This is a genomic window from Mesorhizobium sp. M0894 (assembly GCF_040319725.1).
In the GTDB taxonomy this organism is placed as follows: domain Bacteria; phylum Pseudomonadota; class Alphaproteobacteria; order Rhizobiales; family Rhizobiaceae; genus Mesorhizobium.
In genome coordinates this window covers 1-13,198 of the sequence record NZ_JAMYOG010000023.1, presented here as the reverse complement: position 1 = coordinate 13,198, position 13,198 = coordinate 1, and the positions used below count along the sequence as shown (strand labels likewise).

General features: G+C 63.2%; 14 protein-coding genes. 12 read left to right on the top strand and 2 right to left on the bottom strand.

Annotated features, from left to right (window positions below; translation table 11 throughout):
* The first annotated feature begins 89 nt into the window (after nt 1-89).
* From NKH91_RS28595 to sbmA, 3 genes are all read left to right on the top strand, one after another.
* On the top strand, nt 90-293 hold the full coding sequence (locus NKH91_RS28595; protein WP_352885499.1) for a hypothetical protein: 204 nt from the start codon (nt 90-92) through the stop codon (nt 291-293).
* Between the two features lie 122 nt (nt 294-415).
* Complete coding sequence (locus NKH91_RS28590) at nt 416-1,570, top strand: YbfB/YjiJ family MFS transporter (RefSeq protein ID WP_352484071.1); 1,155 nt, start codon at nt 416-418, stop codon at nt 1,568-1,570.
* Nucleotides 1,571-1,686: 116 nt separating this feature from the next.
* Nucleotides 1,687-2,964 carry a peptide antibiotic transporter SbmA gene (gene sbmA / locus NKH91_RS28585; protein WP_352484070.1) on the top strand — a complete coding sequence of 426 codons (1,278 nt, stop codon included), beginning with the start codon at nt 1,687-1,689 and terminating at the stop codon, nt 2,962-2,964.
* A 25-nt stretch (nt 2,965-2,989) separates the two neighbouring features.
* Here the strand turns inward: sbmA and NKH91_RS28580 are convergent, their stop codons facing one another.
* On the bottom strand, nt 2,990-3,982 hold the full coding sequence (locus NKH91_RS28580) for a polysaccharide deacetylase family protein (protein ID WP_352885502.1): 993 nt from the start codon (nt 3,980-3,982) through the stop codon (nt 2,990-2,992).
* Between the two features lie 202 nt (nt 3,983-4,184).
* Between NKH91_RS28580 and NKH91_RS28575 the strand changes: the two genes are divergently transcribed.
* Both NKH91_RS28575 and der read left to right on the top strand, forming a co-directional pair.
* A complete protein-coding gene (locus NKH91_RS28575; RefSeq protein WP_023674063.1) occupies nt 4,185-4,850 on the top strand; it encodes a tetratricopeptide repeat protein in 666 nt (221 codons plus the stop codon).
* 6 nt (nt 4,851-4,856) lie between these two features.
* A complete protein-coding gene (der, locus tag NKH91_RS28570) occupies nt 4,857-6,290 on the top strand; it encodes a ribosome biogenesis GTPase Der (RefSeq protein ID WP_352496677.1) in 1,434 nt (477 codons plus the stop codon).
* A 14-nt stretch (nt 6,291-6,304) separates the two neighbouring features.
* Here der and NKH91_RS28565 read toward each other — a convergent pair whose 3' ends face one another.
* On the bottom strand, nt 6,305-7,222 hold the full coding sequence (locus tag NKH91_RS28565) for a LysR substrate-binding domain-containing protein (protein WP_352515631.1): 918 nt from the start codon (nt 7,220-7,222) through the stop codon (nt 6,305-6,307).
* A gap of 120 nt (nt 7,223-7,342) precedes the next feature.
* Here NKH91_RS28565 and NKH91_RS28560 point away from each other — a divergent pair, with 120 nt between their 5' ends.
* The 7 genes from NKH91_RS28560 to NKH91_RS28530 all read left to right on the top strand — a co-directional run bounded on the left by NKH91_RS28560 (nt 7,343) and on the right by NKH91_RS28530 (nt 12,894).
* Nucleotides 7,343-8,662 (top strand): MFS transporter, encoded by a 1,320-nt coding sequence (locus NKH91_RS28560; RefSeq protein ID WP_352885500.1) that lies wholly within the window; start codon nt 7,343-7,345, stop codon nt 8,660-8,662.
* A gap of 107 nt (nt 8,663-8,769) precedes the next feature.
* Entirely contained in the window at nt 8,770-9,954 is a 1,185-nt protein-coding gene (locus NKH91_RS28555; RefSeq protein WP_023716851.1) for a cell wall hydrolase, read from the top strand.
* A gap of 255 nt (nt 9,955-10,209) precedes the next feature.
* The gene (locus NKH91_RS28550; protein WP_023716852.1) at nt 10,210-10,608 is read left to right on the top strand and encodes an AtpZ/AtpI family protein; all 399 of its coding nucleotides are present in this window, start codon (nt 10,210-10,212) and stop codon (nt 10,606-10,608) included.
* Between the two features lie 70 nt (nt 10,609-10,678).
* Complete coding sequence (locus NKH91_RS28545) at nt 10,679-11,437, top strand: F0F1 ATP synthase subunit A (protein WP_023716853.1); 759 nt, start codon at nt 10,679-10,681, stop codon at nt 11,435-11,437.
* 67 nt (nt 11,438-11,504) lie between these two features.
* The gene (locus tag NKH91_RS28540) at nt 11,505-11,729 is read left to right on the top strand and encodes a F0F1 ATP synthase subunit C (RefSeq protein ID WP_006206606.1); all 225 of its coding nucleotides are present in this window, start codon (nt 11,505-11,507) and stop codon (nt 11,727-11,729) included.
* Between the two features lie 81 nt (nt 11,730-11,810).
* Nucleotides 11,811-12,392, top strand: a complete 582-nt coding sequence (locus tag NKH91_RS28535; protein ID WP_023716854.1) for a F0F1 ATP synthase subunit B — start codon at nt 11,811-11,813, stop codon at nt 12,390-12,392.
* Between the two features lie 10 nt (nt 12,393-12,402).
* Nucleotides 12,403-12,894, top strand: coding sequence for a F0F1 ATP synthase subunit B (locus tag NKH91_RS28530; protein ID WP_023716855.1), 492 nt, complete (start codon nt 12,403-12,405; stop codon nt 12,892-12,894).
* The last annotated feature ends 304 nt before the right edge of the window (nt 12,895-13,198 follow it).

Here is a 13,198-nt window from a genome sequence, read left to right as displayed (position 1 = left end):
TCTAAACTCGAACGGCGGAAATCTCAATTGCCAGACACTACCGGATGCCGGATTTTAAGTGGGTTACTCAAAGTGAGGAGGCAAATCCGATGAAGATTTTATCATGGCTCGGCGCCTTTTCCCCGATCGGGATGCAGCCACACCGGCATGACAGCGAGGCCATCAACTGGGTGACCGATCCGCTGGCGCATCCGCTCCTCTATACCATGTCGGAGCGCGAACTCGCCGACATGCCGTTCAGGCTGACCGCGGGTCGTACACACTACGAGACGGCCTCGACCTGCTGCGCCTGAGTTCCTGAACGAGGATCGTGCTTGGCACCTCAGGTGAGCCAGCCGCCGACGCCGCCGCGAACACTTCTGGCCCAATAAAAGGCGGATTGTCTCACCGGCAGGCGCACCTATGGTGCACCGCGATGAACATCGCTTCGCCCTTGCGCCTGGCAATCGCCGGCATGATCGCCCTGGCCGTCGCCATGGGCATCGGCCGCTTCGTCTATACGCCGATCCTGCCCGGAATGATGGAAGAGCTCGGCCTGTCGCCGGCCGATGCCGGCTGGATCGCATCGGCCAATTATCTCGGCTACCTCGTCGGCGCGCTTGCCGCCACCGACGGCTGGGCGCAAGGCCGCGAGCGCCACCTGATGCTGGCCGGCCTTGCCGCCACTGCGATCCTCGCCGGGCTGATGGGCCTGACCGGCACCATGCCCGCCTTTCTCCTCATCCGCTTTCTTGCTGGCCTCGCCAGCGCTTTCGTGCTGGTCTTCATGACCAGCATCGTTTTCGGTCATCTCGCCGCAGCCGGGCGAAGCGACCTGCAGGCGCTGTATTTCGGCGGCGTCGGCGTCGGCATCGCGGCGTCCTCGGCGCTGTTGGCAATCCTCGTCACCGAACATGCCGGCTGGGCGGCGGGCTGGCTGTGGTCGGCGGTGATTTCGGCCGGCGGCTTTGCCGCCGTCGCCCTGCTGGCCGGCGGCACCTCGGCCGCGAACAGCACCACCGGGAGCGAGCCGGCACTGCCGAAAAACCGATCGCTGGTGAAGATCATCGTCGCCTACGGCCTGTTCGGCTTCGGCTACATCGTCACGGCAACGTTCCTGGTCGCCATCGTCCGCCAGGGCGGCGGCGGCCGCGTCTTCGAGGCTGTGGTCTGGATGGTCACCGGACTTGCCGGTTTTCCCTCGGTCTGGCTGTGGCAGAAGCTCGCGGCTAAAATCGGGCTCTATGCCACCTACGCGCTTGGGTGCCTGGTCGAGGTGGTCGGCGTCAGCGCCAGTGTCATCATGGGCGGGCACACAGGGCCGCTGCTCGGCGGCCTTCTTGTCGGCGGCACCTTCATCGCCATCACCGCGCTTGGCCTGCAGACCGGCAGGCAGCTTGCTCCGCAAGCGCCACGCCGGATGCTGGCGGTGATGACGGCCGCCTTCGGCCTCGGCCAGATCATCGGCCCGATCGTCGCCGGGCTGCTTGCGCAGGCCTCGGGTAACTTTTTCCTCGCCTCGATCGTTGCCGCCGCCGTCCTGCTCGCTTCCGGTGCGATCGCCTGGTCGGCTGCGCCAAAATCGCCATGATTATGGTCTTGCTCGGCGCCGGGCGTCGGGCACGGGCATTTTCTTTCCCACTAATGTGTGACTTTATGCCCGCTGACCAACGCCGCTGATTTGCGCCGACCGAGGATTTCGCCACAGTGTTCGTATCGTTTTTTCCGCAGCCGAAGCTCTTTTTCACCTCGGCCGCCGTCTGGAGTGCGGTCATGGTGGCCGTGTGGTTTCTCGGCGGCGACCAGCTAGGCGCTTTGGTCGGATTTCCCCTCCCTGCAGTGGACGCGGCGCCGATCATTGGCGTTTCCGTTTTCTGGTCGCCTCCGTTCCTTTGGTTCTACATCTATTTTACACTTGGTGTGCTGCTCTTTTACGCCTTCTGGCATTGGTATTCCCCGCACCCGTGGGACCGCTGGTCGATCCTTGGCAGCTCGCTGATCTTGTTCACGACCTATTTTCAGGTTCAGGTAAGTGTAGCGATCAATGCCTGGTACGGGCCGTTCTGGGATCTGATCCAGGGCATTGTGAGCAAAAGTGTGAAGGCGACAGAGTATGATGTTTATGCGCAGTTAATAACTTTCCTCGGCATCGCTCTGGTGGCTGTTACTGTTTACGTTCTGACAAATTTCTTTGTAAGCCATTGGGTGTTTCGCTGGCGGACAGCGATGAACGACTACTACATGTCCTATTGGCCTAGGGTGCGGAGCATCGAGGGAGCTTCCCAGCGCGTGCAGGAAGACACGATGCGCTTTTCAAAGATCATGGAAGATCTTGGGACCAGCTTTATTGATTCGATAATGACTTTGATCGCCTTCATGCCGATTTTGCTTGCCTACTCAAAGCACATTACGGCATTGCCTTTCATCGGTCAGGTGCCGCAGCCGTTGGTTTTGGCTGCGATCTTCTGGGCGATGTTTGGGACGGTATGCATTGCCACCGCCGGCATAAAGCTGCCCGGCTTGCAGTTTCGCAACCAGCGCGTCGAAGCCGCTTACCGCAAGGAACTTGTTTATGGTGAGGACGATCAGTCCCGAGCGCAGCCGCCGACCGTTTCCGAATTGTTCGGAAATGTGCGCCAGAACTACTTCCGGCTCTATTTCCACTACGTCTATTTCAATGTGGTCCGCTATCTCTACTTGCAACTAAATACCATATTCCCTCTTTTTTTGATGACTCCTTCGTTGGTCGCCGGAACCTTGACGTTGGGTCTCGTCAACCAGGTCAATTCCGCGTTCAGCCAAGTGACCAGCTCGTTCCAATATCTTGTTAATTCCTGGTCAACGATCGTTGAGCTCTTGTCAGTCCACAAGCGGCTGCGAGCGTTCGAAGCCACGATCAAGGGCGAGCCGCTGCCGGCGATCGACCAGCACTATCTGGAACGTGAGCAAGCCGGGCTGCGTCCTGAGGACCAGCCGGCAAGCTAAGACTGGCGGGCGGCGAGCACTGGGCTCAGCCGCCCACCGCCGTCTGCCTTCCTCCGCGCCGCGCGACATAATCGCGAAAACTGATGCACTCGACGTCCGCTTTGATGCAGACCTCGCCGGCAAAGCGTTCCAGCGCGTTCCAGTAGGCGCCGTCGTTCATCAGCGTGAAGTGGAAGCCGAGCTCCAGCGGAATGCGCTTGCCCCGGTATTGCGCATCGAAGGCGGCGCGGAACGCGTGATAGGCCCGGTCAGCGAACTCTTCTGCCATGCTCGGCCGCTCGAAGCCGCCGGAATGTCTGACATAGAGATTGTAGTCCATGGCGATCACCCGCCTTGAGCTCGGCCCTTCCGGGATCTGCGGCAGCGAAAAACGCGTGATGCCGCTGACGGTCGGTGGCTCAACCGGCCCACGCGAGACGCCGCTTGCGTCGAGCAGGAAACCGGCCGCAGGCAGCGCCTCGTAGAGCGCCTTGTTTGCCGACAGATAAGGCGCGCGGAAGCCGACCACTGCCTTGCCTGCGAAATCGCGCCAGCCCTTTGGTTCGGGTGCAATGCCGTTGATCGAATAGGCGTTTTCGAGAACATGCTTGAACGAGCCGAACTCGCTTAGCCAGTCGGCTTTGCTCCAGTCCTTGCCGTCGAAATGGCCGCAGCCATGGCTGCCGATATCGTGGCCTTCCGAGGCGGCGAGGTTGATCTGCTCGAGCCGCTCGGCGACTTCCTGTTTGGAGGCGGCAAAGCCGATGTTCGATTTGCCTTCTGTCTTGCCGGGCGCGGTGTATTCCTTGCGCGTCTCGGGCGACAGCAGGAATACGCAGGAGACGAAATAGGTGAAATGCGCACCCGTGCGTGCGGCCAGCGCCCGGCTGCGCTGCCACTGCGAAATGTCGCGGGCGCTGTCGAATGAGATGATGACGATCTGCTTCGGTTTTGCCGGCGGCGCCGGCGGGTCGGCGCAAGCCGCGCCGGCAGCAAACACGGCAATGGAAAACGCAACAACGCGGGACAAACGGGGCAAAGGCATCTGACCGGGTCAAGGAATGTAGAAGCGACGCCTACCGGTGAAATATGGCACGGGTACGATCGACCTGTCGGCCGCCGTTGGCGGCGACTGCCTCGTGAATAGGCGATTTTCCTGCCGAACCCCTTCCATGCCGGCAAAATTTCGCTAAAACGCGGGCTCATCAACCGCCCCGCCCGGGGCATGAATGGTTTTGATCATGTCGGACGACAGTTTTATCCGCGAAGTCAACGAAGAGATTCGTCGCGACCAGGCGCATGCGCTGTGGGACCGTTTCGGTCCCGCCTTGCTCGTGCTGGCCGTGCTGGTGGTGCTTGGCACTGCTGCTGTCGTCGGCTACCGCTATTGGGACGAGACCCGCGCCAACCGCTCGGGCGATGCTTTTTCGCAGGCGCTCAAGCTTGCCAATGACGGCAAGAACGACGAGGCGCTTGCCGCTCTGGAGGCGTTGGAGAAGGACGGCTACGGCGCCTATCCGCTGCTCGCCCGCATGCGCGCGGCAACCGTCAAGGCGGACAAGGGCGACGTCGACGCCGCCGTCAAGGATTTCGACGAGGTCGCCGCCGACACCAAGATCCCCTCCGGCATTCGCGACATGGCGCGCCTCAGGGCAGCGCTGCTTCTGGTCGACCATGGCTCTTTCGCCGATGTCTCCAGCCGCGTCGAGGCGCTTACCGCCGACACCAACACGCTGCGCCATACGGCGCGCGAAGCACTTGGCCTTGCCGCCTGGAAGGAAGGCAAGGCGGCGGATGCATTGAAGCTGTTCGACCAGATCGCCGCCGATGACGGCGCCCCGCGCAACACGCGCGAGCGGGCGACGTTGATGTCGGAGCTGATCCGCGGCTCGGGCGGTGTATCGTAACAACGGATGACTTTCAAAGTCGCCATCATCGGCCGGCCTAACGTCGGCAAATCGACCCTTTTCAACCGGCTGGTGGGAAGGAAGCTGGCGCTTGTCGACGATACGCCGGGCGTCACCCGCGATCGACGCGTCCATGCCGCAAAACTCTACGATCTGCATTTCGACGTCATCGATACCGCCGGCTTCGAGGATGCGGCCGCCTCGACGCTGCCCGGCCGCATGCGCGCGCAGACCGAGATCGCCATCCGCGAAGCCGACCTGATCTTTTTCACGATCGATGCCAAGTCCGGGCTGATGCCCGACGACAAGACCTTCGCCGAGATCGTGCGCAAGTCCGGCAAGCCGGTTGTCGTCGTCGCCAACAAGGCCGAGGCGCGCGGCGCCCAGGGCGGCATGCTGGAGGCCTGGGAGCTCGGCCTTGGCGAGCCGATCCCGGTCTCGGCCGAACACGGCCAGGGCCTGCCCGATCTGCGCGATGCGGTGATCGCGGCACTGGGCGAGGCGCGCGCCTTCGGTGAGGACGAAGAGGCCGGTGAGGAGGAGGTCGCCGCCAGCGAGGTGCTGATCGGCGAAGACATCACCGACCCGGACGCAGAGCCGAGCTATGACGACACCAAGCCGATGCGCATCGCCGTCGTCGGCCGTCCCAACGCCGGCAAGTCGACCCTGATCAACGCGCTGATCGGCGAGGAACGGCTGTTGACCGGCCCCGAGGCCGGCATCACCCGCGATTCCATCTCGGTCGACTGGGACTGGCATGGCCGCCGCTTAAAACTGTTCGACACCGCCGGCATGCGCCGCAAGGCCAGGATCCACGAAAAGCTCGAAGTGATGTCGGTGCAGGACGGCTTGCGCGCCATCCGCTTTGCCGAGATCGTCATCATCGTGCTCGACGCGACTATTCCCTTCGAGAAGCAGGATCTGCAGATCGCCGACCTGATCATCCGCGAGGGCCGTGCCCCGGTGATCGCCTTCAACAAATGGGACCTTATCGACCATCCCCAGGAGTTGCTGGCCGAGCTGCGCGAAAAAACCGAGCGGCTGTTGCCGCAGGCGCGCGGCATGCAGGCGGTGCCGGTCTCGGCCGAGACCGGGCGTGGCCTCGACAAGCTGATGGATGCTGTCATCAGGACGCATCGCGTTTGGAACAGCCGCGTGTCGACCGGCAAGCTCAACCGCTGGCTGGAAGGCATCCTGGCGCATCACCCGCCGCCCGCCGTCGCCGGACGCCGGCTGAAGATCAAATATGTCACGCAGGCCAAGACGCGGCCGCCGGGCTTCGTCGTCTCCTGCTCACGGCCCGACGCGATGCCGCAATCCTATGTCCGCTATCTCTCGAACAGCCTGCGCGAGGCTTTCGACATGCCCGGCGTGCCGATCCGCATCGCCTTGCGCACCTCGGACAACCCATTCGCCAGCAAGGCAAAGAAGCGCCGCTGAGCGCCACTTCTCCTCTACGCCACGTTGCGCAGGACAGGCGCTGTTTGCGTCTGCGGCAACGCTTCCAGCGCCGCCTGCAGCAGGATGTCGCCAAGCCGCGCCGCCACCGGGTCGGGCTCGGCCTCCTTGCGATGCAGGAACAGCGCCATCTTGGGCAAAGCGGGCAGCCCGGCGATCCCCGGCGTCATCGCCCTGACGGTGGCCGGCAGGCCGATATCGGTGCGGATCGTCAGTCCGAGCCCGGCGGCGACGGCTGCCCAGATACCGCCAAGGCTCGGGCTGGAGAAGGCCATCCGCCATGCCAGACCGGCGCGGTCCAGGGTTTCGGTCGCCACGCTGCGGAGCAGGCACGGCGCTTCGAGCGCCACCAGCGGCAAAGGCTCGCCATCGCGCAGGCTGGTCTCGATCTGTTTTGCCGGGCCGATCCAGCGCATCTGGACGTCGGCGACATGCCGGCTGTAGGGCAGCGTCGCGCCATTGTGCCAGGCAAGCGCGATATCGAGGCTGCCCGAAATGATCCGTTCGGCAAGCTCGTGGCTGCGTGCGATCCTGGCTTCGATCTTGACCTTGGGATGGGCGCGGGCGAAGCGCCCGAGCACCTCCGGCAGGACCGCCTCGCCGAAATCCTCCTGCAATCCAAGCCGCACCCAGCCCTCCAGCTCGACGTCGTGGATGGCGGACGCGGCCTCGTCGTTGAGCTCGATCAGCCGCCGCGCATAGCCCAGCATGGTCTCGCCTGCCTCGGTCAGCGCCAGGCTGCGCCCCGACTTGCGGAAGATCGGCGTCGCCGCCTGCTCCTCCAGTTTCTTCAATTGTGCGCTGATTGCCGAGGTCGAGCGGCCGAGCCGGTCGGCGGCCTTGGCGAAGCTGCCCAACTCCATACCGGTGACGAAGCTGCGCAGGACGTCGAGATCGAATGTCACGCGTCGCATGGCAATAATCCTGATATTTGGGACATTACGTCAAAAACTTCCTGATATTCAGGACGAAGCTATGGCGATAGAGACAGCGCGTCAAGACCGAACGCAACCAGCCCATGCAGGAGCTGAACCATGTCTGCTGTCGCCACAGGACCAGATTGCAAACCGCTTCGCCCAGGCGCCGTTGCCGCCCCGTCGGAAGCGGCGGCACTTCGAGCCAATCATCGCTGGAAGGTGCTGGGCATCGGCGTCGCCGCCAATGCCTGCTTTTCCGCGACCTTCTCCGGCATTCCGGCGACGGCGGTGTTCCTGCGCTCGGGCTATCATCTCTCCAATGGCGAACTCGGCATGGCGCTTGGTCTTCTCGGCCTGGGCGTAGCGCTGAGCGAATTGCCGTGGGGACTGCTGACCGATCGCTGGGGCGACCGCCGCGTGCTGCTGACCGGGCTCGGCGCAACCGCGGTTTGGCTGCTTGTCATGGCCGCGCTGATCGTGCCGTCACCGGCCCACATTCCTGGCATCGCGCTTCTCGCCGCTGCCCTGCTGGTCACCGGATTGCTCGGCGGCAGCGTCAACGGCTCCAGTGGCCGCGCCATCATGGCCTGGTTCGGCGAAGGCGAGCGCGGCTTTGCCATGAGCATCAGGCAGACGGCGGTGCCGCTTGGCGGCGGGCTTGGCGCGCTCGTGCTGCCGTCGCTCGCTTCGGCCCATGGCTTCACGGCGGTCTTCGGACTTCTGGCGGCTGCGTCCGCCGTCTCGACCTCTCTCGCCTGGCGCTGGCTGCATCAGCCACCGGTGCATGACGATGCCAATTCGAGCAGCACGGCAAGGCCGGCCGGCCCGCCGCCGCTGCGCAACCCGGCCGTCTGGCGCATCGCAACAGCCATCGGCCTGCTGTGCTTTCCGCAGGTGGCGGTGCTCACCTTTGCTTCCGTCTTCCTGCATGATTTCGCCGGCATGGGAACAGCCGTGATCAGCGCCAGCCTCGCTGCCGTGCAGGTCGGCGCCATGGTCATGCGCGTCTGGAGCGGCCGCTACACCGACCGTCACGGCAACCGCCGGTCGTTTCTGCGTCTGTGCAGCCTGTTGAGCCTGATCGCCTTCACCGTGCTTGCGGCACTCGTCTTGTTGGCCGCCCAATTCTTGTCAGGCCAGGTGCCGATGCTGTCGCCGGCGATCGTCGCGATGCTGGTCGTGGCCGGCATTTGCGTCTCCTCCTGGCATGGCGTCGCCTACACCGAGCTTGCGACGCTGGCCGGCGCGAGCCAGGCCGGAACCGCGCTCGGCCTTGCCAACAGTCTGGTCTTCATTGCCTTCTTCCTGGTGCCGATCGCCATTCCCGGACTTCTCGTGCTCTGCTCGTGGGCAGGCGTCTGGCTGGGTGCGGCTATTTGCGCACTGATCGCCTGGCCGATCTTTCTTCCGTCAAGCGATGGCCGCAAAAGCGCCTGACTTCGACATGAGATGGGAAAACAACGTTCTAAGCTGTTAACGCCCCATCAAGGTTAATGCATCATTGTAGCTCTCCAGTGGGGTCCGTTGCGTTTCTGGAGAGTTCCGTGCATCGACGTGTTTTGACGCGGCTTGTCGCCGCCGCCGGTGACAAAAAACGTTCCTTCCTGTCTCCGTTTATTATTGGCCTTGGCATCTGGATCGGCTTTCCGACGGTCGCTGCCTATCAGGACATGACAAGCCTGGTCTCCGGCCTTGAGGCGCCGAGCGTCCGCTGGAACGCCTATGTCGAGAAGTCCGTCGCCGGCTCCGTTCACGCCGCCGAAATGCCCTTCCTCGATTCCAGCAGCACCGGCTCGCTCTCCGGCTCCGGCGTCCAACTGCCCGGCATCGGCTCCGTCTCGTTTCGCGGCAAGGGCGGCATCGCCGGCACGACGCCGGACGAGAACCGTATCACGCGTGCCGACAAGAAGGGCCGCATCATCCAGGTCTCGCCCGTCTCGCCGCCGAAGAACTTCAACGCCGGCTCGATCTTCGAGCGCACCTCCTCACTGCTCCGCCCAAGCATGGACAGCGGCCTGAGGATGGCTTTCGCCAAGCCCGAGATCAAAGGCAAGGAAATCCAGATCGCCGCCGCCTTCCACACGCGCGTCGACAAGAAGCCGGATCCCGGCGTGCCGGCGATGCTTGCCGCGCTGGTCAACAACGATCATCCCGACGTGCTGGCGACCGCCTATGCCTCGTCGGCTCCCGACTATGCCAAGGCATCGCCTTTCGAGGCCTTGCTGCAGGACGAGGACCCGAACGATGGCCGCTTCATTCCACCTCTGAGCAAGGGCGATCATTCTTGGATGCAGACGCCGCTGCCGGCGAGCGTCTTTTCCAAACCGGAGCAGGCCTGTCTCGCCAACGGCATCTATTTCGAGGCGCGCGGCGAATCCGTGCGCGGCCAGGCCGCCGTCGCCCAGGTCATCCTCAACCGCGTCCGCAACCCGGCCTATCCGAACTCGATCTGCGGCGTCGTCTACCAGAACGACAACTGGTTCAACCGCTGCCAGTTTTCCTTCGCCTGCGACGGCAGGAAGAAGCGCATCGACAATCCCGCCGCCTACAAGACCGCCCAGGATGTCGCCATGGCCGTCACAGCCGGCAAGATATTCATTCCGGAAGTCGGCTCGTCGACCCATTATTACGCCAACTACGTCCATCCGGGCTGGGCGAGGACGATGAAGAAAATGACCAGGATCGGCCTGCATATCTTCTACCGCACCTATGGCGGCGGCTGGAGCTGAGTGCTCGGGCAGCCCTTGCATCTTTCGCGGGAGAGCGGCCGATCGAAGACCCGTCGTCGTGGGGATTCGGCCGCAGCCCGCCAGAGACCGCGTCGGGCACGATGTCGCACCCAAGCAAGTAGCTGATTTATAACGAAAAAATACTTGAGCTTGAACGTCCGCTCGTGGCTTGACGGGCGCGGACCCTCTAACTATGTTGCCGGCGACTTTAAGAAGCGGACGGACGGTGACGGTCTGACCGGGCAGGGGGGTTGCGTGGCCGACAAGAATGGGCCAGACGGAACCGGAAAAACCGGCCGCGGCAAGCAGCATGAAGCCGACATCCGCGACGACGATCTTGAGCGCCGTCGGCGCGACCTTGAAGCATCGCTTGCGACAAGGCGGCCGGACCGGCTCGAGGGGAAAGACGACGCGAAAGCGGGCAGTGTGGCCGGGTACGGCCAGGCGCTCAAGCTGTCCAGCGAGTTCATCGCCGGGATAGTGGTCGGCGCGGCTCTCGGCTGGTTTATCGATCGCGTGGCGGGGACATCGCCATGGGGTCTGATAGTCGGGCTGTTGCTGGGTTTTGGCGCCGGCGTGCTCAATGTCCTGCGTTCAGCCGGGCTTGTGTCGGAATTCGGAACGGGCGACAAACCGCGCGATCCGAAAGAATGAATTGAGGCGCCGCATGCCGGCGCATTGAACAGGATACTCAAGCCGTCTGCGGCTTCGATGGGGATTTAAAGTGGCTGCTGACAAGGTCGATCCGATCCACCAGTTCCAGATTCAGCCGATCATTCCGATTCACATCGGCGGCTACGACCTGTCTTTCACCAATTCGGCTCTGTTTATGCTTGCGACGGTTGCTGTTGCATCGGCGTTTCTCTACCTCAGCACGTCGAGCCGCAGCCTCGTTCCCGGCCGCCTTCAGTCGGTCTCGGAAATGGCCTATGAATTTGTCGGCAATATGCTGAGGGACGCCGCGGGCACGCAAGGCATGAAGTTCTTCCCCTTCGTGTTCTCGCTGTTCATGTTCGTGCTTGTCGCCAACCTGCTTGGCCTGTTCCCATATTTCTTCACCATCACCAGCCACATCATCGTCACCTTCGGCCTCGCTGCGCTGGTGATCGGAACGGTCGTCGTCTACGGCTTCACCAAGCACGGCTTTGGCTTCCTGAAGCTGTTCGTCCCGCATGGCGTGCCGGTCTACCTGCTGCCGCTGGTGGTGCTGATCGAGGTGATTTCCTTCGTCTCGCGTCCGGTCAGCCTCTCGGTTCGTCTGTTCGCCAACATGCTTGCCGGTCACATCACGCTGAAAGTGTTCTCGGGCTTTGTCGTCAGCCTGAGCGCGCTCGGCGCGGTCGGCGTGGCGGGCTCGGTTCTGCCGCTGGCGATGGCCGTGGCGCTGACGGCGCTGGAGCTGCTGGTCGCGTTCCTGCAGGCCTACGTCTTTGCCGTGCTGACTTGCATGTATCTCAACGACGCCCTGCATCCCGGGCACTAACAAGGTTTCCGGCATTGCCGCCGGATCGAATTTGCAACGGAATTTTAGATCCAAAGGAGTTGAACAAATGGACGCAGAAGCAGCAAAGTACATCGGCGCCGGCATCGCATGCCTCGGCATGGGCGGCGCGGGCATTGGCCTCGGCAACATATTCGGCAGCTATCTGGCGGGCGCGCTGCGCAACCCGTCGGCCGCCGACGGCCAGTTCGGCCGCCTGATTTTCGGCTTCGCCGTGACCGAAGCGCTGGGTATTTTCTCGCTTCTCATCGCGCTTCTCGCCCTGTTCGGCTGAATACTTGTTCGGCTGAACATTGGGAAGAATTGAACAGGCCGGCCGCGATCCTGCGGCGGGTCTGAATTTCGGGGATAGTCCATGTTCGTGACATCTGCCTTTGCGCAAGAGTCCGCGCCCGCCGCAACGGAAGGCGAAACGCACGCCGCCACCGGCGTGCCTGCCGAGGCGCACGGCACGTTCCCGCCATTCAATCCGGCGACGTACCCGTCACAGCTGCTGTGGCTGGCAATCACTTTCGGGCTGTTCTACCTCTTCTTGAAGCGGGTAGTGATGCCGCGCGTCGGCGGCATCATCGACGTGCGCAACGACCGCATCACGCAGGATCTCGATCATGCTGCCCGGCTGAAAGGCGAGGCCGATGCCGCCGTTGCCGCCTATGAGCAGGAATTGGCGGAAGCCAAGGGCAAGGCCAATGCGATCGGCCAGCAGGCCAACGATGCGGCCAAGGCGGAAGCCGAGGCTGCCCGCAAGACGATCGAGGCAGCGCTTGACCAGAAGCTTGGCGAGGCCGAGGCGCGCATATCTTCCATCAAGGCCAATGCCATGAAGGAAGTCGGCACGATCGCCGAGGACACCGCTTCGGCCATCGTCGAGGCGCTGGTCGGCGGCAAGGCCAGCAAGGCCGAGATCGCGGCCGCGGTCAAATCCGTGGCCGGGTGAGGAGCGCATCATGGACGCCACATCTCTCGCGACGCTTTGGGCAACCGTTGCCCTCATAATCTTCCTCGGCATTGCCATCTACATCAAGGTGCCGGGCATGATCGCCAAGGCGCTCGATGCCCGTGCCGACAAGATCAGCAGCGAACTCGAGGAAGCGCGCCGGTTGCGCGAAGAGGCCCAGCAGTTGCTCGGCCAATATCAGCGCAAGCGCAAGGAAGCCGAGCAGGAGGCCGCGGCCATCGTCGCCGCCGCCAAGCGCGAAGCCGACATGCTCGCCGCCGAGGCGCACAAGAAGACCGAGGATTATGTCGCCCGGCGTACCGCCTTGGCAGAGCAGAAGATCGGCCAGGCCGAGCGCGAGGCGATCGGCGAAGTGCGCGCCAGCGCCGTCGACATCGCGGTCGAAGCCGCGCGCGCGCTGCTGGCCGGCAAGATCGACGCCAAGGCCGGCGCCGACCTTTTCAACGCCTCGCTGCAGGATTTGAAGTCGAAGCTGAATTAAGCGACGTCGTCGAGAAATTCATCCAAGGCCGCCTGGGAAACCTGGCGGCTTTTTTGTTGGCGAAAGCGGCTGAGCGCAAATCTCCCCCCTCGAGGGGGAGATGTCGCCGAAGGCGACAGAGGGGGTCAGTACGTCCTGGCGCGACGCCATGTGGGACGAAAGAGAAGGTTGGCGCTTCACGCGAGGCGACCCCCTCTGGCCTGGCCATCTCCCCCTCGAGGGCAGGGCTATCGCATATGAGTGATGGCATTGATGAGATAGTCGTCGTTCCAGGCGCATTTCTTGATGCGATGGCTGATGGGAA